Genomic DNA, 25,596 nt, shown 5'->3' with positions numbered 1-25,596 from the left:
CGTGGCACGGCCCGGGACCCGGCCCGTGGGCCGGCCGTGGGCCGGCACGTGTACTGGACAGCGGGACCCGCTTTAGAGCGGCGTTCGGCCGCTCACCTACGATTTCCGCCATGACGGTGCCGCCTGAGGAACTCGAACTGGCCGCCGCCTTCCCCCCGGCCGAGCGCGACCGGTGGCGGGAGATGGTGAAGGGGGTGCTGCGCAAGTCCGGCGCGGCGACAGACGACACCCCCCTCGACGCGATCGAGGGTCTGCTGACCCGCGAGTCGTACGACGGAGTGCCGATCGCGGCGCTCTACACCCGGGCCGACGCCCCGCCGGGACGGCCCGGCCTGGCCCCCTACGTCCGCGAGGTGCGGCCGGACGGCGAGGGCGTCGCCGGCTGGGACGTCCGGCAGCGGCACGCGCACCCCGATGCCGCCGCCACCCGCGAGGCCGTCCTCGCCGACCTGGAGAACGGCGCCACGTCGGTCTGGCTGCGGCTCGGCGACGGCGGACTGCCGGTCGCGGGCCTCCCGGACGCCCTGCGCGGCGTCCTGCTCGACCTCGCGCCCGTGGTGCTGGACGCGGGCGCCGCGACCGCCGAGGCGGCCGAGGCCTTCCTAGACCTGGCCGCCGAGCGGGGCAACGCGTCCGACGTCTCCGGCGGCCTCGGCGCAGACCCGCTCGGGCTTCAGGCCCGCACCGGCACCGCCGGGCAGATGGACGAGGCCGCCGCGCTGGCCGTCCGGTGCGCCCGGGAGTTCCCCCGGCTCCGCGCGATCACCGTGGACGCCACCCCGTACCACGACGCGGGCGGCGCCGACGCCGAGGAGCTCGGCGCGGCCGTCGCCGCCGGGGTCGCCTACCTGCGCGCCCTGACCGGCGCCGGGCTGAGCGTGGACGAGGCGTTCGGCCAGCTGGAGTTCCGCCTGGCCGTCAACGCCGACCAGTTCTCCTCGATCGCCAAGCTGCGCGCGATGCGCCGGCTGTGGGCGCGGGTCGCCGAGGTCAGCGGCGCCGCCGAGGGGACGGCCGCGCGGGTCCACGCGGTCACCTCGGCGGCGATGATGACGCGCCGCGACCCGTGGGTGAACATGCTCCGCACCACGATCGCGGCGTTCGCGGCCGGGGCCGGCGGCGCCGACGCGGTCACCGTCCTGCCGTTCGACGCCCGGCTCGGGCTGCCCGACGACTTCGCCCGCCGCATCGCCCGCAACACCCAGACCCTCCTGCTGGAGGAGTCGAGCCTCGCCCGCGTCGTCGACCCGGCCGGCGGGTCCTGGTACGCCGAGAGCCTCACCGAGGGCCTCGCCCAGGCGGCCTGGACCTGGTTCACCGAGATCGAGAAGGCCGGCGGCCTGGCCGCCGCCCTGGAGTCCGGGCTCGTCGCCGGCCGCATCGCCGCGACATGGGAGCGGCGCCGCGCCGACATCGCCCGGCGCAAGGCGCCGCTCACCGGCGTCAGCGAGTTCCCGAACCTGGCCGAGGTGCTGCCCGAGCGCGACCCCGCCCCGGCCCAGCCGGGCGGCGGCCTGCCGGTGGTGTCGTACGCGCAGGACTTCGAGGCCCTCCGCGACCGCTCCGACGCCCACGAGAAGGCCACCGGCGCCCGGCCCCGGGTGTTCCTGGCCACGCTCGGGCCCATCGCCGTCCACACGGCGCGCGCGTCGTTCGCCGCCAACCTCTTCCAGGCGGGCGGGATCGAGACGGTCACCGGGACGCCCGAGGAGTTCGCGGCGTCCGGCGCCGCCGTCGCCTGCCTCTGTTCCAGCGACAAGGTCTACGCCGACCAGGCCGCCGGCGCGGCGCGGATCCTGCGCGACGCGGGCGCGGTGAAGGTCTGGCTCGCGGGTAAGGGAACCTACGAGGGGGTCGACGCCCGCGTGTACGCAGGATGCGACGCCGTCGGGGTCCTGGAGACCACCCTCTGCGATCTGGGAGTGACCGAATGATCCCCGACTTCAGCGAGATCGACCTCGGCGCCGCGCCCCCCGCCGACGAGGCCGCCAAGCGGTGGCGCGCCGCCGTCGCCGACGCCACCGGCAAGGACCCCGAGGCCCAGACCTGGGACACGCCGGAGGGCATCGGCGTCAAGCCGCTCTACACCGCCGACGACCTGGCCGGGGTCGACTTCCTCGACACCCTGCCGGGCATCGCGCCGTACCTGCGCGGCCCCTACCCGGCGATGTACGCCACCCAGCCGTGGACGATCCGGCAGTACGCCGGCTTCTCCACCGCCGAGGAGTCCAACGCGTTCTACCGGCGCAACCTCGCCGCCGGGCAGAAGGGCCTGTCGGTCGCGTTCGACCTCGCCACCCACCGCGGCTACGACTCCGACCACCCGCGCGTCGCGGGCGACGTCGGCATGGCCGGCGTGGCGATCGACTCCATCTACGACATGCGGCAGCTGTTCGACGGCATCCCGCTGGACCGCATGAGCGTGTCGATGACCATGAACGGGGCCGTGCTGCCCGTCCTCGCGCTCTACATCGCCGCCGCCGAGGAGCAGGGGGTGAAGCCCGAGGCGCTGGCGGGGACCATCCAGAACGACATCCTCAAGGAGTTCATGGTCCGCAACACCTACATCTACCCGCCGCAGCCGTCGATGCGGATCATCTCCGACATCTTCGCGTTCACCTCGCAGCGGATGCCGAAGTACAACTCCATCTCGATCTCCGGCTACCACATCCAGGAGGCCGGGGCCACCGCCGACCTGGAGCTGGCCTACACCCTCGCCGACGGGGTCGAGTACATCCGCGCCGGGCGCGAGGCCGGGCTGGACATCGACGCGTTCGCGCCCCGCCTGTCGTTCTTCTGGGCGATCGGCATGAACTTCTTCATGGAGGTCGCCAAGCTCCGCGCCGCGCGGCTGCTGTGGGCGCGGCTGGTGAAGACGTTCGGGCCGCGGAACCCCAAGTCGCTGTCGCTGCGGACCCACTCCCAGACGTCCGGCTGGTCGCTGACCGCGCAGGACGCCTTCAACAACGTCGCCCGCACCTGCATCGAGGCGATGGCCGCCACGCAGGGCCACACCCAGTCGCTGCACACCAACGCGCTGGACGAGGCGCTGGCTCTGCCGACCGACTTCTCGGCCCGCATCGCCCGCAACACCCAGCTCGTCCTGCAGCAGGAGTCCGGGACGACCCGCACCATCGATCCGTGGGGCGGCAGCGCCTACGTCGAGCGGCTCACCTACGACCTCGCCCGCCGCGCCTGGGCGCACATCACCGAGGTCGAGCAGGCCGGCGGCATGGCCAAGGCCATCGACGAGGGGCTGCCCAAGCTCCGCATCGAGGAGGCGGCGGCCCGCACCCAGGCCCGCATCGACTCGGGACGGCAGCCGGTCATCGGCGTCAACAAGTACCGCCCGGACGCCGAGCAGGAGATCGAGGTCCTCAAGGTCGACAACGCGTCCGTCCGGGCGCAGCAGATCGACAAGCTCCGCCGGCTGCGGGAGGAGCGCGACGAGGGCGCGGCCCGGTCCGCGCTTGACGCGCTGACCCGCGCCGCCGAGGCCGCCGAGAGCGGCACCCGGCCGTCCGGCCTGGAGCACAACCTGCTCGCGCTCGCCATCGACGCGGCCCGCGCCAAGGCCACCGTCGGGGAGATCTCCGACGCGCTGGAGCGGGCGTACGGGCGGCACGCGGCGCAGATCCGTACGATCTCCGGTGTGTACCGCGAGGAGGCCGGCGAGGTGACGGGCATCGAGCGGGCGCGCGCCGCGACGGCCGCGTTCGAGGAGGCCGAGGGGCGCCGCCCGCGCATCCTGGTCGCCAAGATGGGGCAGGACGGCCACGACCGCGGCCAGAAGGTGATCGCGACCGGGTTCGCCGACCTCGGCTTCGACGTCGACGTGGGCCCGCTGTTCCAGACCCCGGCCGAGGTCGCCCGGCAGGCCGTCGAGGCCGACGTGCACATCGTCGGCGTCAACTCGCTCGCCGCCGGCCACCTCACGCTGGTGCCCGCGCTGCGCGAGGAGCTGGCCGCGCTCGGCCGCCCCGACATCATGATCGTCGTGGGCGGCGTCATCCCGCCGCAGGACTTCGACGAGCTGCGCGCGGCCGGGGCCGCGGCTATCTTCCCGCCGGGCACCGTGCTCGCGGACGCGGCGGTCGGGCTGCTGGAGGAGCTCTCCGCCGAGCTGGGGCACGTCGCGCGGTGAGGCCGGGGCTCGACGACTACGTCGCCGGGGTGCGGGACGGGTCGCGGGCGTGGATCGCGCGGGCGGTCACGCTGGTGGAGTCGACCCGTCCCGACCACCGGGAGCTGGCGCAGAGGCTGCTGGTCGAGCTGAGCCCGCACGCCGGGAACGCCCGCCGCGTCGGGATCACCGGCGTGCCCGGGGTCGGCAAGTCGACCTTCATCGACGCGCTCGGCACCCGGCTGACGGGGGAGGGGCACAAGGTCGCGGTCCTGGCCGTCGACCCGTCCTCGACCAGGACGGGCGGCAGCATCCTCGGCGACAAGACCCGCATGCAGCGCCTCGCCGCCGACCCGGACGCCTTCATCCGGCCGTCGCCGACGGCGGGGACGCTCGGCGGCGTCGCCAAGGCCACCCGCGAGGCGATGGTCGTCATGGAGGCCGCCGGGTACGGCGTCGTGCTCGTCGAGACGGTCGGCGTCGGCCAGTCGGAGACGACCGTCGCCGAGATGGTGGACTCCTTCCTGTTCCTCACCCTGGCCCGGACCGGCGACCAGCTCCAGGGCATCAAGAAGGGCGTCCTGGAACTGGCCGACGTGATCGCCGTGAACAAGGCCGACGGCGAGCACAAGATCGAGGCCAAGCGCGCGGCCCGGGAGCTGGCCGGGGCGCTGCGGATGCTGCGCAGCGATGAGCGGGTCCGCGACACCCCCGTCCTGACGTGCAGCGCCCGCGAGGGCACCGGGCTGGACGAGGTGTGGCAGCGGATCGTCGAGCACCAGGAGCGGCTGCGCGCGTCCGGCGAGCTGGAGGCCCGGCGCCGCCGCCAGCAGGTCGGCTGGACGTGGGCGATGGTCCACGACCGGCTGCTCGGCGAGCTGCACGCGCACCCGGGCGTCCGCGAGCTCGCGCCCGGCCTGGAGCGGGAGGTCGCGGAGGGGAGGCTCACCCCGGCCCTGGCCGCCGACCGCATCCTGGAGGCGTTCACCCGGGACGCGTGACGGGGACGCCCGACCCGGTTCCGGGTACAGGATGTCCGGGGTCCCGGTCGCGGCGGGCCCGTATCCGGTACAAAAGTCGGATGGACGTCATCGCGCTCGATGCTCCGACCGACGCGCAGATACGCGCGTGGCACGAGGTGGTCGCGGCCGTCCACGCCGCCGATCCGGCCGGGGAGCCCGCCCCGGACCCCGACGCGACGGCGCGGCGGCTGCTCGGCGCCGACCCCGGCTCCCGGCAGCGGCTCTGGGCGGTGGCCGACGGCGGCCGGCTGCTCGCGGTGGCGGCGCTGCGGCTCCCGGGCGAGCCGGGCGCCGGCCGCCCCGGCGAGATCGATGTCCGGGTCCGGCCCGAGCACCGGCGGCGCGGGCTCGGCGGCCGGCTGCTGGCCGCGGCCGCCGGGGGCCTGCGCGCCGACGGGCGCGCCAGCGTGATCGCGCAGGTCCTCGCCGGGACCCCGGCCGTCCCGTTCCTGGAGTCGCTGGGCTTCGAGTGCGTGCTCACCCTGCGCGGCATGGTGCTGCGGCTGGCGGACGTCCCCGCCGGGCGCGTCGAGCGGCTGCTCGCCGAGGCGCCCGCCGGGTACCGCCTGGCCCGCTGGCGGGGCGTGGTGCCGGATGAGCACGCCGCCGCCTTGGCACGCGCCAAGTACGCCATGGCCGACCTCGGCGAGTACGAGGGCACGCGGTGGGACGCGCACCGCGTCCGGGAGATGGCCGAGGCCGTCGCCAAGCGCGGCGACGACCTCTATACGGTCGCCGCGCTGCACGGCGGCGCGATCGCGGGGTTCACCGAGGTCGTCGTGCCGCACGACTCGGGCGGGCGGGCCGCGCAGTACGACACGGCGGTCGTCCCCGAGCACCGGGGCCGGCGCATCGGCATCTGGGTGAAGGCCGCGATGCTCGCCTGGCTGGCCGCCGAACGCCCCGACGTGCGCGAGATAGAAACGGACAATTCGGGCGACAACGTGCACATGATCGCGGTCAACGAGGAGCTCGGATTCCGGACCGAGCGCGAGTCCCTGGAGTACCAGGCCCCCGTGGCCGCGCTGCCCTGACCGGCCGTCCCGGCGCGAAAACACCTTGCCGCCGCGGCCCGCGCCTCGGCATTCTTGGGGAGGCCGCTCCGGGAAATACCCGGCGGCCACGGAATTGCCGAAGCATTTCCCCATAGTTCACCGGAAGAACGCCGTGCTGCGGCATTCTCCAATCCTCTCCGTTGTACGGGCCGGGGAATGGAGGGGTTCAGTGCGGGAGGATCCGGGTTCGAATCCCGGTGGGGAAGCGGCACACAGGGGCAAGGAGGTGACCCGGTGAACGTGCTCGTCCTGAACGCGTCGTACGAGCCCTTACAGAGGGTGGACCTGCGGCACGCCATCCGCATGCTGGTGCGCGAGGTGGCGGTCGTCGAGGAGGCGGAGGAGGGCCGGACCTTCGGCCGCTTCCCCGTGCCGCGGGTCCTGCGGCTCGTCCGGTACGTCGCGATGCGCTGGCGGCACGGCAGGCGCCCCCCGTGGAGCAAGCGCGGCGTGTACCTGCGCGACCGGGGCCGCTGCTGCTACTGCGGCGGGCGCGGGAACACGATCGACCACGTCCGCCCGCAGTCCCGCGGCGGCGGCGACACCTGGGAGAACACCGTCCTGGCGTGCGGGAGGTGCAACAACCGCAAGGGGGACCGGACGGTCGCCGAGGCCGGGCTCCGGCTGCTGTGGACGCCGCGAGTCCCGCGCTGGGAGGAACTCGTCGGCGCCTGACGGGGCGCGCGGGGGCCGGACCGCCGGACGGCGGTCACGCGGGGCCGGATCGCCGGACGGCGGTCCGGCCCTCGCGCGTCACGTACCATGTGCCCCATCTCGGTGACTTTCGCGTGACAGTGCGTGTTCTGGGGAAGCCTCTGAGGCTAAATGGGCGATTGTGATAGCGTGCCGCCAATCTTGAGCTTTGTTATCTAGGAGTGATCTGTGGCGGCCCTCGATCCCGATGGCAGGACGGCCCGTGCGGCGCGCGGGCGCACGGCGGCGAAGCGCCTGGCGGCGGTCGCGCTCGCGGTGGGGGTGTCGGCGGCGCTGCCGCCCGCGTCGGGGTCCGCCGCGGGGCTCCCGCAGGAGCCGAAGGACCTGAAGGCGGAGTACGCCAAGCTCAAGAAGCGGTCGGAGAAGCTGTCCAAGGAGTACCGGGGCGAGCTGGTCAGCCTGGAGGAGGCGAAGAAGGCCGCCGAGCGCGCGGGCACGGACGCCGAACGGACCGGCCGCGAGTACGACGCGGCCCGCGTCGCCGTCGCGCGGATCGCCTCCACCACCTACATGACCGGCCGCCTCGACGTGATCCCGATGGTCTCCTCGGCCGAGCCCGGCGCCGCCGTCCGCGACGCCGCGGTCATCGAGCACATCACCCGCAACAACGGCCGCCGCATCGCCGAGCTGGAGACCCTCAGCACGAAGGCGGCGCAGTCGCGGGAGGCCGCCCAGAAGAAGCTCGCGGCGGTGAAGAAGGAGATCGAGGACCTGGAGGGCCAGCGCGCCCGGGTGAAGAAGCTCCTCGCCAAGTACAAGCCCGAGGTGACCAAGGCGCCCGTGAGCGGCGGCGGCGCCGGGCGCCCCGACGGGGTCAGCGGCACCAAGTCGCCGATCGTCGGCAACTCCATGACCTCGCGGATGCGCACGGTCCTGCTGGAGCTCGACGGCAAGTTCGGCCCGTTCCCCACCATCGGCTGCTCCCGCCCCGGCGACCCGCAGGACCACGGGTCGGGCACCGCGTGCGACTTCATGGAGAGCACCGGCGGCAAGATGCCGAGCGCCTCCGCCCAGGCCCACGGCGACAGCGTCGCGCAGTACGTCATCGACAACGCCTCACGCCTCGGCATCAAGTACGTCATCTGGAAGCAGCGCATCTACGACATGCGCAGCAGCGGCGGCTGGCGCGCGATGGAGGACCGCGGCAGCATCACCCAGAACCACTTCGACCACGTGCACGTCTCCGTCCTCTGACCGTCGCTCCGCGCCCGCGCCCGCGCCGGCGAGGGCGCCGCGCTACTGGGGGTCGAGGGCGACGACGGCCGCCTCGCGGGCGGAGCGGGCGGCGGCCTCGATGACCTCCAGGCCCGTGATCGCGTCCGCGAGCGTGGTGGGGGGCGGCGCACCGTCGCGCAGGGCGCGGACGACGCCCGCGTAGAACTCCTGGTAGGCGCCGGGCGCGGTCGGTTCCGGGGACGCGTCGCCGGGCACGCCGAGCAGGCCGCGGGAGTCGGGGTCGGCGATGCCGTAGCCGGGGTCCTTCGGGGTGAGGCCCTCGCGCAGCTGCTCCTCCTGCGGGTCCATGCCGGAGACCGTGTAGGACGCCCGGCTCCCCAGCACCCGGAAGCGGGGGCCGAGCTGGGCGGCGGTCGCGCTCATCCACAGGTGCGAGCGGACGCCGCCGGGATGGGCCAGGGCGACGAACACGTCGTCGGGGGCGGTGGCGCCGGGGCGGCGGGTGTCGATCTCGGCGTAGACGCGGGCGGGGCGCCCGAACAGCACGACCGCCTGGTCGATGAGGTGGGAGCCGAGGTCGAACAGGATGCCGCCCGCGTCGCGGGGGTCGGTGCTCTCCTTCCAGCTCTCGCGCACCTCGGGCCGCCAGCGCTCGAAGCGGGACTCGAACCGCTGGACGCGGCCGAGCGCCCCGGACTCGGCCAGCCGGGCCACGGTGGCGTAGTCGCCGTCCCACCGGCGGTTGTGGAACGGGAAGACCGGCACGCCGCGGACGGCGCTCAGCGCGGCCAGGGACCGGGCGTCGGCCGCCGAGGCCGCGACCGGCTTGTCCACCACGACCGGGACGCCCGCGGTCAGCGCCGTCCGGGCCAGCGGCACGTGCTGCCGGTTCGGCGCGGCGACCACGACCAGGTCGTACTCGCCCGAGGTGCTCCACAGCCGGTCCGCGCCGTCCAGGACCTCCGCCTCCGGGTACCGCTCCCGCACCGCCCGGCGCCGCTCGGGGGAGCCGGTCACGACGGCGGCGAGCCGCAGTCCCTGCACCGCGGAGATCAGCGGGGCGTGGAACACCGCGCCGCCGGTGCCGTATCCGATGAGCGCAACTCGCAGGTCCATGCCCCGATCATGACCGATGCGGCCCCGGCGGCCGGGCGGCGGGGGTCGTGTCGCGGGCCGCGTGCGCGGGCAGGGGGTAGTTGAGACGTAGGCTTTCGTCCGGGATCGTGCCGGATCGAGGGGGAGACGTTGCCCAAGCCAGTGCTGCTGACCGTCGACGACGATCCGGGCGTGTCCCGGGCGGTGGCGCGCGACCTGCGCCGCAGGTACGCCGAGGCGTACCGGATCGTGCGCGCCGAGTCGGGGCCGCAGGCCCTGGACGCGCTGTCGGAGCTGCGCCTGCGCGGCGACGACACGGCCGTGCTCCTGGCCGACTACCGGATGCCCGGCATGGACGGCGTGGAGTTCCTCGAGCACGCAATGGACCTGTTCCCGTTCGCGCGCCGCGTCCTGCTGACCGCCTACGCCGACACCGACGCGGCGATCCGCGCGATCAACGACGTCGACCTCGACCACTACATGCTGAAGCCGTGGAACCCGCCGGAGGAGAAGTTCTACCCGGTGATCGACGAGCAGCTGGACGCGTGGGCCCGCCTCGACCGCCGCCCGCCGGCCGAGCTGCGGGTGGTCGGGCACCGCTGGTCGTCGCGCTGCTACGAGGTCCGCGAGCTCCTCGCCCGCCTCCAGGTCCCCTACAGCTGGGTGATGGACACCGACCCGGAGGGCGCCGAGCTGGTCGCGGCCGCCGGGTCGCCGGAGCTGCCGCTGGTGGTGACCGCGGACGGCACGGCGCTGTCGGCGCCGTCCGACGCCGAGCTGGCCGCCGCGGCCGGGGTGCCGAGCACCCCGTCCACCGGGTTCTACGACCTGATCGTCGTGGGCGGCGGGCCGTCCGGGCTCGGCGCGGCCGTGTACGGGGCGTCCGAGGGGCTGCGGACGGTCGTGGTGGAGCGGCGCGCCCTCGGCGGCCAGGCCGGGCAGAGCTCCCGCATCGAGAACTACCTGGGCTTCCCCGACGGGGTGAGCGGGGCGCAGCTCACCGACCGCGCCCGCCGGCAGGCCGACCGGTTCGGCGCCGAGCTGCTGCAGGCGGGCGAGGTCGTCGCGCTGGAGTCGCGCGGCACCGCGCGGGTGGCGCGGCTGTCGGACGGGACGGAGATCGCCGCGCACGCCGTCATCCTCGCCAGCGGCGTGTCCTACCGGCGCCTCAACGCCGAGGGCGTGGACGACTTCGTCGGGCGCGGCGTGTTCTACGGCGCCGCGCTCACCGAGGCGCCGTCGTGCGCGGACGAGGAGGTCGCCGTCGTCGGCGGCGCCAACTCCGCCGGGCAGGCGGCGGTGTACCTGGCGAAGTACGCCAGGAAGGTGCACGTGATCGTCCGGGCGGACGGCCTGGAGAAGTCGATGTCGCACTACCTGATCGAGCAGATCGCGGCGACGCCGAACATCGAGGTGCACACCGGCAAGACGGTGTGCGCGGCGGAGGGCGCCGACCGCCTGGAGCGGCTCACGTTCGCCTCGGCGGCGGGGAAGAAGACCATCGACGCGCACTGGCTGTTCGTGTTCATCGGTGCGGAGCCGGGCACCGACTGGCTGGACGGGTTCGTCGAGCGCGACGCGCGCGGCTACGTCCTGACCGGCCCCGACCTCGTCACCGGGGGGCGCCGCCCCGCCGGGTGGCCGCTGGCCCGGCAGCCCTACCACCTGGAGACGAGCGTCCCCGGGGTGTTCGCCGCGGGCGATGTGCGCTCGGAGTCGATGAAGCGCGTCGCCTCCGCCGTGGGCGACGGCGCTATGGCCGTCGCTCTGGTTCACCGCTATTTGGAGCAGGCATGAGGACGGCATCACCGGAGGAGCTGCGGACGCTGTTCCTCTTCGAGGCCCTCGACGACGAGAAGCTCGACTGGCTGTCGCTGTGCGGGACGGTCGCCGAGTACCCGGCCGAGGGCGTCATCTGCGCGCAGGGCGACCCCGCCGAGTTCCTGTACGTGCTGCTGGACGGCGAGATGGTGATGACCCAGACGGTGCGGGGGCACGCCGTCGAGGTCAGCCGGACCGACCGCCCCGGCACCTACGGCGGCGCCGTCCAGGCGTACCTGGGGCACAAGATCGAGCAGAAGTACCAGCACTCGCTGCGGGCGGGGCGGCCCGCGCGGGTGTTCGTGCTGCCGGCGCTGAAGTTCGCCAAGGCCGTCCGCAAGTGGTTCCCGATGGCCACGCACCTGCTGGAGGGCATCTTCTTCGGGATGACCAACGCGCGGCGGATCGTCGACCAGCGCGAGCGGCTCACCGCGCTCGGCACGCTCACGGCGGGGCTGACCCACGAGCTGAACAACCCGGCCGCGGCCGCGGCGCGGGCCAGCGCGGAACTCGGCGAGCGGCTGCTCGGCGCGCAGCGCGGCCTCGCCGACCTCGCCGCGCAGGGCGTCGACTGCAAGCACCTCAGCGCTCTGGTGTCGCTGCGCCCGTCGCTGCCCGCGGCGCCGCCCGGCGGCCGGCGCAGCCCCCTGGAGGTCAGCGACGCCGAGGACGAGCTGGGCGACTGGCTGGAGGAGCGCGGCGTCCCGGACGCGTGGGAACTCGCGCCGGGCCTCGTCGCCGCCGGGGTCGGGACCGAGCAGGCCGAGGAGGTCGAGCAGGCGGCCGGCGGGCACCTGCCGGCGGCGATGCGCTGGCTCGCCGAGGTGCTGGAGGTGACGCAGCTGCAGGCGGAGATCTCCGAGGCGATGGGCCGCATCACCGCGCTGCTGGACTCGGCGCGCCAGTACTCCCAGCTCGACCGCGCCCCCTACGGGCGGGCCGACCTGCGCGAGCTGCTGGACAGCACGCTCACCATGCTCAAGCGCAAGATCGGCCCGGACGTGACCGTGAAGATCGACTACGACCCGGGGCTGCCGCCCGTGCCGGTGTACGCGGCGGAGCTGAACCAGGTCTGGACGAACCTGATCGTGAACTCGCTCTACGCGATGGGCGGCGCGGGGACGCTGACCATCCGGACCGCGCGGGTGAACGACCAGGCGCTCGTCGAGATCGGCGACACCGGGACGGGCATCCCGGAGGAGGACGTCGACCGGATCTTCACGCCGTTCTTCACCACCAAGCCGGTCGGGCAGGGCACCGGTCTCGGCCTCGACATCTCCTGGCGCATCGTCGCCGACCGGCACGGCGGCGACATCAAGGTGGCGTCGTACCTGCCGGGCGACACCCGCTTCCAGGTGTTCCTCCCGCTCACCGAGTCCGCCGCCGAGCACGCCGGCGACGGTCCCGGCGAGGGCTCGGGCGACGGGGCGGGCGGCGGCCCGGCGGGGTAGGCCGGGCGGGGCCGCCCGAACCGGCCGCCCGAACCGGCCGCCCGTACGGCTACTCGAACAGGTCGGGCTGCTCGCGGGTGATCTGGTCGTAGAGCGGCTGGTAGTTGATCCAGCCGACCAGGTCGTTGCCGATCTGCTCGTGGGTGAGGACGGCGTTGTCGTGCTCGATGGGGACGACCTGCCCGGCGGCCTTGGCGAGGAGCTGCACCTGGCAGGAGCGCTCCATCGTGATGAACCACCAGGCGGCGGCGTCCACGGTGTCGCCGACGGTGAGCAGCCCGTGGTTGCGCAGGATGACGGCCTTGTGCCCGCCGAGGGCGGCGGCGATGCGCTTGCCCTCCTCCAGGTCGGTGACAACGCCGGTGTAGTCGTCGAAGAGGCCGTGGTCCTGGTAGAACGCGCACACGTCCTGCGTGATCGGCTCCAGCTTCTGGCCGAGCGCGGACAGCGCGCGGCCGTAGGTGGAGTGGCTGTGCGCGGCGGCGACGACGTCCGGGCGGGCCTGGTGCACCTGCGAGTGGATCGCGAACGCGGCCTCGTTCACCGGGTAGCGGCCCTCGACGACCTTGCCCTGGTGGTTCACCAGGATCAGGTCGCTGACCTTGATGTGCTTGAACGACATGCCGAACGGGTTGACCCAGAAGTGGTCGGTGTGCTCGGGGTCGCGGGCGGTGATGTGGCCGGCCACGCCCTCCTCGAACCCGAACTTGCCGAATATGCGCAGCGCGGCGGCGAGGCGCTCCTTGCGGTGCCGGCGCTCGTCCGCGACGTCGTCGAACGAGGGCGGCAGCCGGAAGATCAGGTCGGTCGGCAGCTTCTCCAGGAACTCGTCCTCGTCGGACATGGGGGCCTCCTCCGGGTTCGCCTGCCCCCACCGAACACCATGCGGTGGCGGTGCGGCTAGACCGGCGGCGCCCAATCACCGCGGGGCCGGTTGTCCGGGCGGGACAACGGTGGCGCAGAATGTCGGGATGCAGAGCGGCGCGGGCGACCGGTTCCTCCGGTTGCTGACCGACCACGGCGACGACCCGGCGCTGCTGGAGGCGACGGTGCGCGCCGCCCGCGGCCGGTCCGAGCTGGTGGCGGCGCTGCCCGAGGAGGAGACCCGGCGGCACACCCGCGCGCTCGTGCGCGGCGTCGTGTCCGCGCTGCGGGACGGCGGCCCGAGCGAGGAGGTGCTCGCGGCGGCGGCGCGGCTCGGCTCGGACCGGGCCCGGCAGGGGGTGCCGGTCGAGGCGTTCCTGGACGGCTTCCAGGCGGCCCGCGCGCACCTCGTCCGGGCGGTCGTCGCCGGGGGCCGCCGGAGCGGCGTGCCCGACGCCGAGCTGCTGGACGGGGTGACCCGCATCGACGAGATCACCGCGGCGCTCGTCCACCGGATGGTGCAGGCGCACCGGGTCGCCGAGCTGGAGACGGCCCGTACCGCGCGGGAGGCCCGGATCCAGATGCTCCGGCGGCTGCTGCACGGCGAGCCGGTGGCGGTCCGCGCGCCGCTCGACCCCGCCGCGGCCTACCACTGCGTGGTGTCGGACGTGAGCGACCCGGAGGTGGCGGCGCGGCTGGAGGAGGAGCTGACCGCGGCGGCGCCCGGCCTGTGCGGGCTCGTGGACGGCCGGTTCGCCGCGCTGGTCCCGCGCCTGCCGGACCCGGCGCCGTCCGGGCCGCTGCTGGTGGCCGCGCCGCCCGCCCGGCCCGCCGGGGTCGCGCCGATGTACCGGCTCGGGCGCCGCGCGCTGCGGGCGGGCGCCGCCGCGGGGCTCACCGGGACGCGGGAGCTGGTGGACCTGGCGCTGCTCACCGCCACCGCGGCGGAGCCGGAGCTCGGCGGGCTGCTCGCCGCCGCGCTGCTGTCCGGGCTGGACCCCCGCGAGCCGTTCCACCGGGAGCTGGCCGAGACGGCGCTGGCCTACCTCGACCACGGCGGCCGGATCGAGCCGACGGCGGCGGCGCTGCACGTCCACGGCAACACGGTGAAGTACCGGATCCGCCGCTTCCAGGAGCTGACCGGGCGGCCGCTGCCGGACCCGGCGGGCGGGGCCGCGGTGGCGCGGACCGCGAACCGGTGGTGGGCCCTGCACCGCTGGCTCGCCGATGCAAGACCATGATGGAGCGAGGAGAAACGGAGACACGGGTGAACGCACCGAAGATCGGCGCCGTGCTGTGGCCCATGCGGTCGTGGCCGGAGGCGGGGGAGCTGTGGCGGCGGGCCGAGGACCTCGGGTTCCGGCACGCCTGGGTGTACGACCACCTGGCCTGGCGGGGGACGACGCCCTGGTACGACGCGTACACGACGCTGGCGGCGGCGGCCGCGGTCACCTCCCGGGTGCGGATCGGCACGCTGGTGACCTCGCCGAACTTCCGGCATCCCGTCCCCACCGCGCACGCGATCAAGACGATCGACCATGTGAGCGGGGGCCGGCTGACGGTCGGGATCGGGTCGGGCGGGACGCGCCGCACCAGCGACGCGGGCGTCCTCGGCGGGCCGGAGTGGTCGCCGGGCGAGCGCGCGTCCCGGTTCGCCGAATGGGTGGAGCTGCTCGACCGGCTGCTGGCCGAGCCGCGGACGACCTTCGAGGGGACGTACTACAGCGCGCGGGAGGTCGTGGAGGAGCCCGGCTGCGTCCAGCGCCCCCGGGTGCCGTTCCTCATCGCGGGGGACGGGCCGCGCGGGATGCGGCTCGCCGCCCGGTACGGCACGGGCTGGGTGACCAGCGGCCACGCCGAGGGCAGGAAGCCGCAGGAGGTCGTCCGGACCCGGCTCGCCGCGCTGGAGGCCGCCTGCGCCGAGGAGGGGCGCGAGCTCGACGACCTCGTCCTCCTGACGGGGTTCTCCGGGGAGCCGTGGCTGGAGTCGCCCGGCGCGTTCGCCGACCTCGCGGGGCGGTACGCGGAGCTGGGCATCACCGAGATCGCGCTGCACTGGCCGCGCCCGGGGAGCCCGTTCGACGCCGACATGAAGGTGTTCGAGGCCATCGCCGCCGAGTACGGGGCCGCCGGGTACGGGGCCGCCGGGTACGGGACGGCCGAGCCCGGCGGGGCCGGCTGATGCCGTTCGTGCTGCTGGCGTTCGCGATCGCGTTCGAGGTGACGGCCACGCTGGCGATGCGGGCGTCCGAGGGGTTCACGCGGCTGTGGCCGTCGCTGATCGTGGTGGGCGGGTACCTGGTCTCGTTCGCCTTCATGGCCAAGGCGCTGACGTCGCTGAACGTGGGCCCGGTGTACGCGATCTGGTCCGCGCTCGGGACGATCGGCGCGTTCGCGGGCGGCGTGCTGCTGTTCGGCGAGCAGCTCAAGCCGCTCACGGTCGCCGGCGCGGTGATCATCGTGATCGGGGTCGTCGTGATGAACCTCGGCGGCGGGGTTCATCAGGGCTGAGGCCGCTCCCGGCGCGTCCCCTCAGGCCCGGTCCGCGCGCCGGGTCAGGCGGGCTCGGCGAGGGTGGTGACGCGCTGCTGCTCCAGCTGGCCGCCGATCAGCTCGGTGGGCGTGCAGCCCGACAGGGCGCGGAACTCGCGGTTGAGGTGCGCCTGGTCGTAGTAGCCGGCGGCGGCCGCGGCGGCGGCGGGCCCGGCGCCGCCGGTCAGCAGCTCGACGGCGCGCCGGAACCGCAGCACCCGCGCCATCACCTTGGGCGGCAGCCCCACCTGCTCGCGGAACCGGTGGGTGAGGTGCTTGCGGCTCCAGCCGACGTCGGCGGCGAGGCCGCCGACCGTGACTTCGGCGCCGCCGTCCAGCAGCCGCCACGCCCGGGCCACCTCGGGGTCGGGGACGGGCCCGGCGTCGAGGCGGCGCAGCAGGAAGCCGTCGAGCAGGTCGAAGCGGGCGGCCCAGGACGGCGCCTCGGCGAGGCGCTCGACCAGCACCCGCGCCTCGCCGCCGAGCAGGTCGGGCAGCTCCACGGCGGCGTTGGTGAGGCGGGCCATCGGGACGCCGAGCAGCGAGTAGGCGCCGAGCGGGGTCACGTCGAGCTGGATGCCGCGCTGGCCGCCGGGGCTGAGGTACATGCCGTGCCCGTCGTGCATGCCGGCCACGAACGACCCGTACGCGCGGTCGCCGACGCCGGGGTCGGGAACCGCCAGGTGCAGCGGCGGGCCGAGGTTGAGGATCACGACGGTGGTGCGGGTGGGCAGCGTCCGCATCCGGGTCGGGACGGTGAGCGTCTCCCAGTAGCCGTCGTAGGAGCGCAGGAACGGGCGCAGCGCCGGGTGGGGGCGCCCCTGCGCCAGGAACCAGCCGCCCCTGTCGGTGACCGTGACCGGTCTGTCCGCCATGCTCCCAGTCCTACCACGCGGGGCCGACGGAACCGCCTACTCGTACATCTGGCCGCACACCGCGATCCGCGCGAGGTCGCCCCAGGTCATGGTCGTGATCGGGCGGACGTAGGAGCGGGCCGGGGGCTCCCCGGGACGGGGCGGCAGCGGCACCCGGGCGCCGTCGGCGGCGTCCCAGCCGCCGAGGCTGCCCGCGACCGCGCACTCCAGGTACGTCGCCGGGTCGAAGTTGTACCAGCGGGCCGGGGTGGCGCGGGCGCCCGAGCCCGGCGGCCGGGGCGCGTCGGCGCCGAACCGGGCCCGCGGCCCCGGCGGGTGGGCGAGGAAGTCCTCCAGGTCGGCGATCTGCGACAGCAGGACCCGCTCCCAGTCGGCGTACCCGTCCGGCTCGGGGCCGGGGAGCGAGAGGTCCTTGCCCGTCCAGGCGGGGTCGAAGTCGGCGGGCGGGGTGGTGGACGCGGCGGCGAACATCGCCGCGACGTCGTCGGGCTCCAGCCGGGACCGGTCACTCAGCGGAGCGCCGACCTTCCACAGCGAGCGCAGGAACGCCGACAGCGACCAGGACGCCGCGCGGGCCTCCTGGCCGAGGTGCAGGAAGACCAGGTACAGGTCGCGGTTGGTGCGGACGGCGGGCTCGGCCGGCCCCTCCACCCAGTACGACTGCTTGTGCGGGACGCCGCTCTCCAGCACCAGGACCTGCGCGAGCGCCGCGATGCGCGAGTCGTGGGCGGCCACCCGGAAGGTGTTGCCGAGATCGTCCTGGCGCATGACGTCCCAGGTGTGCATGCGGCTCCCTCACAGGTCGCGGTGCCTACTCCACGGCCCCCGCACAAAAAAGTGTGCCATTCCGGACGCCGACCGCTAGTAGTGGCCATGTCACTTTCCGGACTCGAAGTCGTGACTTTCCGCTCATGCACTACGCGGCGGAGACGGGTACGGGCCCGGCGTCCGGCGCCGGGCCCGTACCCGTCGGTCCCGCTCAGAGCTTAGAGCGGTGGATCACCTGCAGCTCGGTGAAGCCGTACAGGCCCCACGGCCCGTTCTCGACGCCGACGCCGCTCCACTTGAACCCGCCGAACGGCTGGCTGGGGGAGAGCGCCAGGTGCGTGTTGACCCACGCGGTGCCGCACTCCAGCCGCCCGGCGACCTCGGCGGCGCGGTCGGTGTCGGTGCCCCACACCGAACCCGACAGCCCGAAGTGGGTGCCGTTGGCGCGGGCGAGCGCGTCCTCCAGGTCGGTGTACTTCACGATGGGCAGCGCGGGGCCGAACTGCTCCTCGTCCACGATCCGGGTGCCGTCGGAGACGTCGGCGAGGATCGTCGGCTCGAAGAAGTAGCCGGGGCCGTCGATCGGCTTTCCGCCGGCGGCGGCGCGGGCGCCGCCCGCGAGCGCGTCGGCGACCAGCTCCGACACCCGCTCGTACTGCGGCTTGTTGTTGACCGGCCCGTACTGGACGCCCTCGTCCATGCCGTTGCCGACCTTGGCGGACCTCGCCCGCTCGGCGAGGGCGTCCACCACGTCGCCGTAGAGCGCCTCCGGCACGTACACGCGCTTGATCGCCGAGCAGACCTGGCCGTTGTTCTGGAACGCCGCGCCGAACAGCCGGTCGGCGACCGCGGCCGGGTCGGCGTCGTCCAGCAGGATCGCCGGGTCGTTGCCGCCGAGCTCCAGCGTGACGCGCTTGAGGTCGGGGGCCGCGGCCGCGGCGACGCGCTTGCCGGTCGCCACGCTGCCGGTGAAGCTGATCTTGCGCGGGACGTCGTGCGAGGTCATCCAGGCGCCGAGGTCGTCGCCGCCGGTGACGACGTTCAGCACGCCGGGCGGCAGCACGTCCCGCAGCACCTCGCCGAGCTTCAGGCTGGACAGCGGGGTGAACGGGGACGGCTTGAGGACCATCGTGTTGCCCGCGAGCAGCGCCGGGGCGATCTTCCACACCGCGAGCAGCAGCGGGAAGTTCCACGGGGTGATCGCCGCGACGACGCCCATCGGGCGGCGGACGACCTCGACCAGCGCGTTGTCGTCGTCCTGGATGACCTCGCGGGGCAGCTCCAGGTCGGCGAAGTACTTCAGCCACACCCCGGCGCCGACGACCTCCATGGTCCCGTCGGCGAGCGGCTTGCCCTGCTCCAGGGTGAGGATGCGCCCGATCTCCTCGGACCGGGCGAACAGGACGTCGGCCGCCGCCTGCAGCGCCTTGCGCCGCGCGGCCTCGTCGCGGCGCCAGTCCGCGTAGGCCGCCTGCGCCGCGGCCATCGCCGCGTCGAGCTGCTCCCGGGAGGCGTCGGGCGCCTGCTCGGCCACCTCGCCGGTCGCCGGATTGATCACCCCGAAGGTGCCGGGCGCGTCGGCCGCCGCGCCGTCGATGGTCATCGAGAAGGTCTCGGACACCGTTGATCCTCCGCTCAGGGGGTTACCGAACGAGATTCAGTATTCACCCTCGACGCCCGTCTGACGAGACGTGCCCGCCCCGGACCGCGTCCGGGGCGGGCACCGCGGGGTCGCGGACCGCGCGCCGTCACCCGGCGCAGACGCGGTCCAGCAGGTCCCGGTAGCCGCGCAGCGCCAGCCTGAGGCGCTCGGTGTCGGCGCCCGCGCCGCCGTCCAGGCCGTCCGACAGCGACCGGCGGCGCGCGGCGAGCGCGCGGCCGAGGGCCTCGGCGGCCTCGGCGGCCAGCTCGTCCGCCCGGCGGACCGCGCCGCCCGGGTCGTCGACGAACGCGGACTGCACCTCGTGCCAGCGCTCCCGGAACCGCTCGGCCTCGGCCGGGTCGAACAGCCTCTCCGTGCCCGCGGCGGGCCCGGAGGCCGCGGTGGGTGCGGCCTGGTCGGCGGGTGCGGCCTGGTCGGTGGGCGCGGCCGTGCCGGTGGGGTCGGTCGGGCCGGTGAGCTCGGCTGACTCGGATGACTCGGTGGGCTCGGGGGGCGCCGTCGGGCCGGAGGCCGCCGGGGGTTCGGGGGCCAGGGCCGGCATCGGGTCGGGGGAGGTGTCGGGCACCGGTTGCGGTGCGTCCGTCACGGGGGTCTCCGGTGCGGTACCGGCGACGCGGGTGTCGCCGGACCCGCCCTGGGCCGGGGCCCGTCCATCGTGCCGCATGTGCTTCATCGGGGGTCAGCTCCTCGGGGTCCGGGTGGTGGGGGTCTGCGCCTCGGGCGCGGGGCCGCCGGCGGCGTGCCGGCCCACCCGCTCGTGGCCGGTCCGCTCGTGACCGGTCCGCTCGTGGTCGGCTGCGTGCCCGTCCCGTGCGTGGTCGGCGGGTGCGTGGCCGGTCCGGCCGTGGCCGGGCGCGGCGAGGAGCTCCTCGAACAGGGCGCGGTAGTGGACCATGGCCTGCCGCAGGTCCTCGGTGGACGCCTCGTTGGACGCGGCCTTGCCGCTGATCGCGTGGGCCCGCCGGTAGTGCTCCAGCGTGCGGCCGTGCTCCACGGACAGGTGGGCGGCCTTGTCCTCGAACCCCTGCGTGGGGTAGCCGCGCTCGCCCATCACGATCGTGACGAGCCCGTCGGCCTGCTCGACCGCCGCGGCCGGCGTGTCGACGAACCGCTCCTGAACGCGGACCCACTGCTCGTGGTACTGCTCGCGCTTGCCCGGGTCCAGCTCCCGCAGCTCCAGCTCCTCGTGGCGCCGCTCGCGGGAGAGCAGCTCCCGTTCGGCCGCCGAGCGGCCGCCCGCGTCCCGCACGGCCCGGTCGTACTCGGGGCCGAACCGCCCCTTGAGCCGCCGCGTCCGGGACCTGGTGCGGGCCAGGTGAACCGCGGCCACGACGGCGGCGACGGCGATTACGGCGATGACGACCCATATCGCGGTCGACATGGTCTCCTCCAGCGTGCGTCGGACAGGATGGAACCGCGATGCCCTATCAATGGCGTTCAAAACGAACCACCAAGAAACGGTCATCCGCTCCGACCGGGTGCGGGCCTCGCCAGGGGCGGTCCCGGACAAGGTCATCTGAGTTGATTTACTGCGCTATGCCCGACTCGCATGTTGTGATTGGGGGCGCTACCGGATACCTGCGCGCCCGGCGGGCGGGCGCGCGTGAATGGATGTGATGCGCGGTGCGCCACGCGTTCGGCTTCGTCCTCGGCGTCCTGCTGACCCCGGCGCTGCTGTACGGCGCGGCCTGGGGCTACGTCCAGGCCGGCCGGTCCTTCGACGGCACCGGGCAGGAGATCACCGACCGCACCCGCATCTACGGAGCGTTCGCCCTGCTGGCCGCCGTCGGGCTGGTGATGGGCGTGATCATCGTCGCGCGCTGGGCGTCGCCGCTGGTCTCGCTGGTGCCGGCGCTCGCGCTGCTCGGCCTGTCCGGCTACTTCCTGGTGGACCCCGGCGCCGTCCTCGACCTGCCCGGCCGGGTGCCGCCGGCGGGGGACCTGGACGCCGGGCTGCGCATGCTGCTCGGCTCCGGCCTGTACGCGATGATGGGCCTCGCGCTGCTGATGCCGTCGTGGGCGCCGCGCCGCTGGAGCTCCGAACGCGACGACGACGCCGCCGACATCGACTTCTACCAGTCGATGGAGCGCGGCGGCCGCGTCCGCTGAGGCGGCCGCCCGCCCGGGACGCGGCGGGGACACTGCGGGGACACCGCGGGGACGCCACGGGGACACCACGGGGACGCCGCTACGGCGCCACCGGGCGCCCGGGGCGCCCGTACGCGTGGTCGCCCCGGTAGAGCGCGGCGAGGACCTCCTCGATCCCGGACTCGCGCAGCGCGATGTCGCGGACCTCGTGGACCCGGGCCAGCTCGGCGATGACCGCGGCCGCGTTCGCCGAGCGCGGCAGCCGCAGCCACTGCCGCGGCCCCTCGACACGCTCGGCCCGGATCCCGTCCAGCCCGATCGGCGGGCCGGGCCGGGCCAGCTCGACGACCAGCAGCCGCTCGGCCGCCACGGTGCGGCGCAGCGCGTCCAGCCCGCCGTCGAACGCCAGCCGCCCGTGGTCGATGATCATGACGCGGCGGCAGAGCCGCTCGATGTCGCCGAGGTCGTGGGTGGTCAGCAGGATCGTGGTGCCGCGCTCGGCGTTGATGCGCTCCAGGAAGTCGCGGACGGTCGCCTTGCTCACCACGTCCAGGCCGATCGTCGGCTCGTCCAGGACGAGCAGCTCCGGGTCGTGCAGCAGCGCGGCGGCGAGGTCGCCGCGCATCCGCTGGCCGAGGCTGAGCTGCCGGACTGGGGTGTCCAGGAACGGCTCCAGCTCCAGCAGCGCCGTCAGCTCGGCGAGCCGGGCCCGGTGCGCCGCCGCCTCCACCCGGTACAGCCGCCGGACGAGGGCCAGGCTGTCGCGCAGCGGCAGGTCCCACCACAGGGTGGTGCGCTGCCCGAACACCACGCCGAGCCGGCGGGCGAGCGAGGTGCGGCGCCGCGACGGGTCCAGCCCGCACACCCGCAGCCGGCCGGACGAGGCGGTGAGGATCCCGGTCAGCATCTTGATCGTGGTGGACTTCCCGGCCCCGTTCGGGCCGAGATACCCGACGAACTCGCCCGGCTCGACGGTGAACGACACGCCGTCCACGGCGCGCACGGTCCGGCGGGCCCGGCGCAGGCCGCCCGCGCGCGCCCGGACGGTGAACGACTTGACGACGTCCGCGGCCTCGATCATCGGCACCGGCCTCAGCTCCCTGTCGATCGGTAGTGCCGCAGCCCCGCCCGCCACGCCGCCGCGCCGAGCGCGCACACCGCCACGGCGACCGCCGGCGAGGCGAACCGCGCCGCAGCGGGCAGCCCCAGCGGGTCGGGGCGGTCCAGGATGTACAGCGCGGGCTGCCAGTTGACGAACGCCAGCGGCACGATGAACGTCACACCGCGCACGAAGTCCCGGGCGAACACGGTCATCGGGTACTGGGTGAGGAACGCGCCGCCGTAGGTCACCGACTTGCCCGCGCCGTGGACGTCGACCACCACGAACTGCACCGCGCCGGTCAGCACCCACAGCCCGCCGAAGATCGCCGCCCCGGACAGCACCATGACCGGGACCATCGCGATCCGGCCGGGCGTCCACCCGATGTCCGCCGCGGCGACCGCGTACACCAGCACGGTGACCGCCGGGACGAGCTTGCCGAACCGGCGGGGCGAGAACTCCTCCGTCGCGACCTGGACGAGCGGGCTCACCGGCCGCACCAGCATCGCGTCGAGGGTGCCCTGCCGGACGTGGTGCCCGAGCCGCTCGGTCGTGCCGAGCAGGATGTCGGAGATACCGAACGCCAGCGCGGAGGTGCCGTAGAGGAACAGCACCTCGGGCGCGGAGAAGCCGGCGATGCTCGGCGCGTGCGCGAACAGCAGCACGATCGCGGCCACGTCCAGCCCGGTGACGGCCGCCGTGGTGAGGGCGAGCAGCACCATCGACACCGGGTACTGCGCCGCCGCGCGGATCCACGTCCAGGCCAGCAGCCCGTACATGCGGACCGTCCCGGCGGCCGCGGGATCAGCCACCGTGCACCACCAGCTTCCGGCGGGCCGCCCGCGTCAGCAGCGCCCCGGCGGCGAGCAGCGCCGCCGCCCAGGCCGCCTGGAACGCCAGCGCGCCGAGCAGCCCGGCGCCGGTGTGCCGGCCGAGGAACACGTCCGCCGGCACCTGGACCTGCGCGGACCACGGCAGGGCCCGCGCGACGTCGCCGAGCCGCCCCGGGAAGACGACCAGCGGGAGGATCATGCCGGAGAAGAACAGCGACATCACGAGCGTGACCGCCTGCAGGCCGCGGTCGTCGTGCAGCCAGAACATCCCGAGCGCGACCATGTAGCGCAGCGCGAAGCCCACCGTCACCGCGAGGACCAGCGCCACCGCGAACGCGGCGAGGTGCGCGGGGCCGGGCGTCCGGAACGGGAAGACCAGGGCCCCGGCGACCAGCGGCGGGCCGCCGCGCAGCAGCAGGGATCCGGCCGCGCGGCCGAGGTCGTCGGCGAACCACCAGCCCTGCAGCCCGACCGGGCGGTACAGGTCGATCGCCACGTCCCCGTTGCGGATGCGCTCGGTGAGGTCCATCCCGCCGAACACCTGCACCGGCCCGATCAGCGCCTGGGTGAGGAAGCAGAAGGTGACGGCGTCGGCGGCGTCGTACCCGCCGAGCGACGGCCGCACGGTCCACAGGGCGAGGAGCACGTAGGCGCGCATGAAGCCGAACAGGGTGTTGGTCACCGCCTCGGTCAGCGAGCCGAGCGGGTACGAGGTGTGCCGGCGGAAGCCGTACCACCACACCCACGGAAGGACCCCCACTTGCCGGAATGCTAGGGCGGCGGAGCACCGCTTACCGCGTATTCCGCCACAGAACCGGCCCCCGGCGGGGCGCCGGGGGCCGGTTCCGCGCGAGGGCCGGTCAGCCCTGCGGCAGCTCGGGCTTGATGGGGGAGTAGAGCCAGTCGTTGAAGAAGGTGCTCAGGTCCTGCCCGGCGATCCGCTGTGCGAGCGAGGTGAACTGCGCGGTGCGCGCGTTGCCGTACTTGTGCGTCGCGTACCAGGTGCGCAGCAGGGTGAGGAACGCCTCGTCGCCCATCTTCTCCCGGAGGAACTGCAGCATCATGCCGCCGCCGTTGTAGACGCGGTCGTTGAACATGGTGTCGCGCTGCGGGTCGGCCGTGATCACCGACCAGAACGGCCGGCCCTCGCGGTCGGGGAACGGCCGGGCGGCGTAGGTGGCGCGGGCGGCGTCGTGGGCGCTCCGCCCGCCCGTCAGCTCGGTGTAGTACCAGGCGGACCAGGTCGCGAAGCTCTCGTTGAGCCAGATGTCCTTCCACTGCGCCGGGGACACCGCGTCGCCGAACCACTGGTGCGCCAGCTCGTGCGCGATCGTCCCGGTGCTGCGCACCGCCGAGTAGACGGGCTTGCTCTGCGTCTCCAGCGAGAACCCGAGCGGCTGCCCCTCGTAGCGGGCGTCGTCGGCGATCGCGCCGGTGCTGCCGAAGGGGTAGCGCCCGAACGCCTTCGACCACAGGTCGGTGACCTCGGCGGTGGTGCCGTGGAAGAAGTCCACCGCGTCCGGCTGGTCCTTGAGCAGGACGGGGTCGACGGCGGTGTAGCTGGGCACGCCGCCGGGTGTGCGGCCCTGCTTCACGACCCACTTGCCGATGTCGATCGTGGTGAGGTAGCTCGCCATCGGGCTGTCCTCGCGCCAGCGGAACACCTCGGCCCGCGTCTTGCCGGGACGCCGGCTGAACGTGGACACGGCTCTGCCGTGCCCGGTCAGGCGCCCGTTCGCGACGGCCGTCAGGCCCTCCGGCACCCTGAGCGTGTAGTCGTAGGTCGCCTTGTCGTTCGGGTGGTCGTTCACCGGGAACCAGGTGTGGGCGCCGTTCGGCTCGCCGCCGACGAACGCGCCGTCGGGGGTGTGCAGGAACCCGTACGGGGAGCCGAACACGATCGGGGAGCCGACGATGGTCTGCGGGACGCCGCCGTACTTGACGACCGTCCGGAACACCGACCCCTTCCGCACGCCGTGCCGCGGCGTGATGATCAGTTCCTGGCCCTGCCGCCGGTGCTGGGCGCGCTGACCGCCGACCCAGATCCGCTCCACGTCCATGCCGGACAGGTCCAGGTCGAACCGCGACAGGTTCTGGGTGGCCCGCGCGGTGATGGTCACGGTGCCGTCGAGCTGGTCGTGGTCGGGATCGTAGGCGAGGTCCAGCGAGTAGTGCCGGACGTCGTAGCCGCCGTTGCCCTCCAGCGGGAAGTAGGGGTCGCCGACTCCGGGGGCGCCGGGGGTGAAGCGCCCGTGGCCGTGCCCGGCGGAGTCCGCGGCGGCCGCGGGGGCCAGCGCGACGGTGCTCACGGCGGCGACGGCGATCGGCAGCATCCGGCCGGGGATCGCCCGGGACCGGATGGACCGGGGGTGACGCGCCATCAGGGATCCTCTCTCGGAGTGATCAACTAGCGCGCT

The 25,596-nt window shown here is 74.4% G+C and carries 23 protein-coding genes and 1 tRNA gene; 13 read left to right on the top strand and 11 right to left on the bottom strand.

All coding sequences use genetic code 11. The annotated features are described in order from the left end of the window. Nucleotides 1-110 precede the first annotated feature (110 nt). The 7 genes from CHF16_RS22320 to CHF16_RS22295 all read left to right on the top strand — a co-directional run bounded on the left by CHF16_RS22320 (nucleotide 111) and on the right by CHF16_RS22295 (nucleotide 8,108). Nucleotides 111-1,934, top strand: a complete 1,824-nt coding sequence (locus tag CHF16_RS22320) for a methylmalonyl-CoA mutase subunit beta (protein WP_089328040.1) — start codon at nucleotides 111-113, stop codon at nucleotides 1,932-1,934. Then, nucleotides 1,931-4,144 carry a methylmalonyl-CoA mutase gene (gene scpA / locus CHF16_RS22315; RefSeq protein WP_089328039.1) on the top strand — a complete coding sequence of 738 codons (2,214 nt, stop codon included), beginning with the start codon at nucleotides 1,931-1,933 and terminating at the stop codon, nucleotides 4,142-4,144. The genes CHF16_RS22320 and scpA overlap by 4 nt, the downstream gene beginning before the upstream one ends. Next, complete coding sequence (meaB, locus tag CHF16_RS22310; protein WP_089328038.1) at nucleotides 4,141-5,124, top strand: methylmalonyl Co-A mutase-associated GTPase MeaB; 984 nt, start codon at nucleotides 4,141-4,143, stop codon at nucleotides 5,122-5,124. The genes scpA and meaB overlap by 4 nt, the downstream gene beginning before the upstream one ends. 80 nt (nucleotides 5,125-5,204) lie before the next feature. Next, on the top strand, nucleotides 5,205-6,179 hold the full coding sequence (locus tag CHF16_RS22305) for a GNAT family N-acetyltransferase (protein WP_089328037.1): 975 nt from the start codon (nucleotides 5,205-5,207) through the stop codon (nucleotides 6,177-6,179). 106 nt (nucleotides 6,180-6,285) lie between these two features. Then, nucleotides 6,286-6,406: transfer RNA gene (locus CHF16_RS40415), tRNA-OTHER, on the top strand. A 28-nt stretch (nucleotides 6,407-6,434) separates the two neighbouring features. Then, entirely contained in the window at nucleotides 6,435-6,875 is a 441-nt protein-coding gene (locus tag CHF16_RS22300; RefSeq protein WP_089328036.1) for an HNH endonuclease, read from the top strand. 207 nt (nucleotides 6,876-7,082) lie between these two features. Then, nucleotides 7,083-8,108 carry a coiled-coil domain-containing protein gene (locus CHF16_RS22295; protein ID WP_143228089.1) on the top strand — a complete coding sequence of 342 codons (1,026 nt, stop codon included), beginning with the start codon at nucleotides 7,083-7,085 and terminating at the stop codon, nucleotides 8,106-8,108. Between the two features lie 42 nt (nucleotides 8,109-8,150). Here CHF16_RS22295 and CHF16_RS22290 read toward each other — a convergent pair whose 3' ends face one another. Then, on the bottom strand, nucleotides 8,151-9,206 hold the full coding sequence (locus CHF16_RS22290; RefSeq protein WP_089328035.1) for a Gfo/Idh/MocA family oxidoreductase: 1,056 nt from the start codon (nucleotides 9,204-9,206) through the stop codon (nucleotides 8,151-8,153). 129 nt (nucleotides 9,207-9,335) lie between these two features. Here CHF16_RS22290 and CHF16_RS22285 point away from each other — a divergent pair, with 129 nt between their 5' ends. Both CHF16_RS22285 and CHF16_RS22280 read left to right on the top strand, forming a co-directional pair. Next, nucleotides 9,336-10,982: an FAD-dependent oxidoreductase gene (locus CHF16_RS22285; RefSeq protein ID WP_089328034.1), complete on the top strand. Its 1,647-nt coding sequence runs from the start codon at nucleotides 9,336-9,338 to the stop codon at nucleotides 10,980-10,982. Then, a complete protein-coding gene (locus tag CHF16_RS22280) occupies nucleotides 10,979-12,457 on the top strand; it encodes an ATP-binding protein (RefSeq protein ID WP_089328033.1) in 1,479 nt (492 codons plus the stop codon). The genes CHF16_RS22285 and CHF16_RS22280 overlap by 4 nt, the downstream gene beginning before the upstream one ends. A gap of 49 nt (nucleotides 12,458-12,506) precedes the next feature. On the opposite strand, the gene CHF16_RS22275 is transcribed toward CHF16_RS22280, so the two are convergent. Further along, nucleotides 12,507-13,301, bottom strand: a complete 795-nt coding sequence (locus CHF16_RS22275; protein ID WP_179271649.1) for a class II aldolase/adducin family protein — start codon at nucleotides 13,299-13,301, stop codon at nucleotides 12,507-12,509. Between the two features lie 127 nt (nucleotides 13,302-13,428). Between CHF16_RS22275 and CHF16_RS22270 the strand changes: the two genes are divergently transcribed. Genes CHF16_RS22270 through CHF16_RS22260 form a run of 3 tightly spaced genes read left to right on the top strand, consistent with a single transcriptional unit; the run spans nucleotide 13,429 to nucleotide 15,832 of the window. Next, entirely contained in the window at nucleotides 13,429-14,562 is a 1,134-nt protein-coding gene (locus CHF16_RS22270; RefSeq protein WP_089328032.1) for a helix-turn-helix domain-containing protein, read from the top strand. Between the two features lie 26 nt (nucleotides 14,563-14,588). After that, entirely contained in the window at nucleotides 14,589-15,503 is a 915-nt protein-coding gene (locus tag CHF16_RS22265; protein ID WP_218826779.1) for an LLM class flavin-dependent oxidoreductase, read from the top strand. After that, nucleotides 15,503-15,832, top strand: a complete 330-nt coding sequence (locus tag CHF16_RS22260; protein ID WP_089328031.1) for a DMT family transporter — start codon at nucleotides 15,503-15,505, stop codon at nucleotides 15,830-15,832. Before CHF16_RS22265 ends, CHF16_RS22260 begins: the two co-directional genes overlap by 1 nt. Nucleotides 15,833-15,876: 44 nt before the next feature. On the opposite strand, the gene CHF16_RS22255 is transcribed toward CHF16_RS22260, so the two are convergent. The 5 genes from CHF16_RS22255 to CHF16_RS22235 form a co-directional block, all read right to left on the bottom strand. After that, nucleotides 15,877-16,728 carry a helix-turn-helix domain-containing protein gene (locus tag CHF16_RS22255; RefSeq protein WP_089328030.1) on the bottom strand — a complete coding sequence of 284 codons (852 nt, stop codon included), beginning with the start codon at nucleotides 16,726-16,728 and terminating at the stop codon, nucleotides 15,877-15,879. A gap of 36 nt (nucleotides 16,729-16,764) precedes the next feature. Beyond that, nucleotides 16,765-17,514: a hypothetical protein gene (locus CHF16_RS22250; RefSeq protein WP_089328029.1), complete on the bottom strand. Its 750-nt coding sequence runs from the start codon at nucleotides 17,512-17,514 to the stop codon at nucleotides 16,765-16,767. 193 nt (nucleotides 17,515-17,707) lie between these two features. Beyond that, a complete protein-coding gene (locus tag CHF16_RS22245; protein WP_245869009.1) occupies nucleotides 17,708-19,117 on the bottom strand; it encodes an aldehyde dehydrogenase family protein in 1,410 nt (469 codons plus the stop codon). Between the two features lie 127 nt (nucleotides 19,118-19,244). Next, nucleotides 19,245-19,832, bottom strand: a complete 588-nt coding sequence (locus CHF16_RS22240) for a hypothetical protein (protein ID WP_143228088.1) — start codon at nucleotides 19,830-19,832, stop codon at nucleotides 19,245-19,247. Nucleotides 19,833-19,838: 6 nt separating this feature from the next. Next, on the bottom strand, nucleotides 19,839-20,540 hold the full coding sequence (locus CHF16_RS22235; RefSeq protein WP_179271647.1) for a hypothetical protein: 702 nt from the start codon (nucleotides 20,538-20,540) through the stop codon (nucleotides 19,839-19,841). Between the two features lie 242 nt (nucleotides 20,541-20,782). Here CHF16_RS22235 and CHF16_RS22230 point away from each other — a divergent pair, with 242 nt between their 5' ends. Then, a complete protein-coding gene (locus CHF16_RS22230; protein WP_089328027.1) occupies nucleotides 20,783-21,268 on the top strand; it encodes a hypothetical protein in 486 nt (161 codons plus the stop codon). A gap of 79 nt (nucleotides 21,269-21,347) precedes the next feature. Here the strand turns inward: CHF16_RS22230 and CHF16_RS22225 are convergent, their stop codons facing one another. From CHF16_RS22225 to CHF16_RS22210, 4 genes are all read right to left on the bottom strand, one after another. Next, nucleotides 21,348-22,328, bottom strand: coding sequence for an ABC transporter ATP-binding protein (locus tag CHF16_RS22225; protein ID WP_089328026.1), 981 nt, complete (start codon nucleotides 22,326-22,328; stop codon nucleotides 21,348-21,350). 11 nt (nucleotides 22,329-22,339) lie between these two features. Next, on the bottom strand, nucleotides 22,340-23,158 hold the full coding sequence (locus CHF16_RS22220; protein ID WP_342750109.1) for an ABC transporter permease: 819 nt from the start codon (nucleotides 23,156-23,158) through the stop codon (nucleotides 22,340-22,342). Continuing rightward, a complete protein-coding gene (locus CHF16_RS22215; protein ID WP_089328025.1) occupies nucleotides 23,151-23,939 on the bottom strand; it encodes an ABC transporter permease in 789 nt (262 codons plus the stop codon). The genes CHF16_RS22220 and CHF16_RS22215 overlap by 8 nt, the downstream gene beginning before the upstream one ends. 100 nt (nucleotides 23,940-24,039) lie before the next feature. Next, complete coding sequence (locus CHF16_RS22210) at nucleotides 24,040-25,560, bottom strand: M1 family metallopeptidase (RefSeq protein WP_089328024.1); 1,521 nt, start codon at nucleotides 25,558-25,560, stop codon at nucleotides 24,040-24,042. Nucleotides 25,561-25,596: the final 36 nt, after the last annotated feature.

The organism is Actinomadura meyerae, assembly GCF_900188445.1.
In the GTDB taxonomy this organism is placed as follows: Bacteria; Actinomycetota; Actinomycetes; order Streptosporangiales; family Streptosporangiaceae; genus Spirillospora; species Spirillospora meyerae.
The sequence above is the reverse complement of the archived record's forward strand: the minus strand, read 5'-3'. Positions and strand labels throughout refer to the sequence as shown.

Coding starts and splice junctions, on each gene's coding strand:
- CHF16_RS22320 (WP_089328040.1), top strand. CDS start 111: ATGACGGTGCCGCCTGAGGAACTCGAACTGGCCGCCGCCTTCCCCCCG.
- scpA (WP_089328039.1), top strand. CDS start 1,931: ATGATCCCCGACTTCAGCGAGATCGACCTCGGCGCCGCGCCCCCCGCC.
- CHF16_RS22305 (WP_089328037.1), top strand. CDS start 5,205: ATGGACGTCATCGCGCTCGATGCTCCGACCGACGCGCAGATACGCGCG.
- CHF16_RS22290 (WP_089328035.1), bottom strand. CDS start 9,206: ATGGACCTGCGAGTTGCGCTCATCGGATACGGCACCGGCGGCGCGGTG.
- CHF16_RS22280 (WP_089328033.1), top strand. CDS start 10,979: ATGAGGACGGCATCACCGGAGGAGCTGCGGACGCTGTTCCTCTTCGAG.
- CHF16_RS22275 (WP_179271649.1), bottom strand. CDS start 13,301: ATGTCCGACGAGGACGAGTTCCTGGAGAAGCTGCCGACCGACCTGATC.
- CHF16_RS22270 (WP_089328032.1), top strand. CDS start 13,429: ATGCAGAGCGGCGCGGGCGACCGGTTCCTCCGGTTGCTGACCGACCAC.
- CHF16_RS22260 (WP_089328031.1), top strand. CDS start 15,503: ATGCCGTTCGTGCTGCTGGCGTTCGCGATCGCGTTCGAGGTGACGGCC.
- CHF16_RS22255 (WP_089328030.1), bottom strand. CDS start 16,728: ATGGCGGACAGACCGGTCACGGTCACCGACAGGGGCGGCTGGTTCCTG.
- CHF16_RS22250 (WP_089328029.1), bottom strand. CDS start 17,514: ATGCACACCTGGGACGTCATGCGCCAGGACGATCTCGGCAACACCTTC.
- CHF16_RS22240 (WP_143228088.1), bottom strand. CDS start 19,832: ATGAAGCACATGCGGCACGATGGACGGGCCCCGGCCCAGGGCGGGTCC.
- CHF16_RS22235 (WP_179271647.1), bottom strand. CDS start 20,540: ATGTCGACCGCGATATGGGTCGTCATCGCCGTAATCGCCGTCGCCGCC.
- CHF16_RS22225 (WP_089328026.1), bottom strand. CDS start 22,328: ATGATCGAGGCCGCGGACGTCGTCAAGTCGTTCACCGTCCGGGCGCGC.
- CHF16_RS22210 (WP_089328024.1), bottom strand. CDS start 25,560: ATGGCGCGTCACCCCCGGTCCATCCGGTCCCGGGCGATCCCCGGCCGG.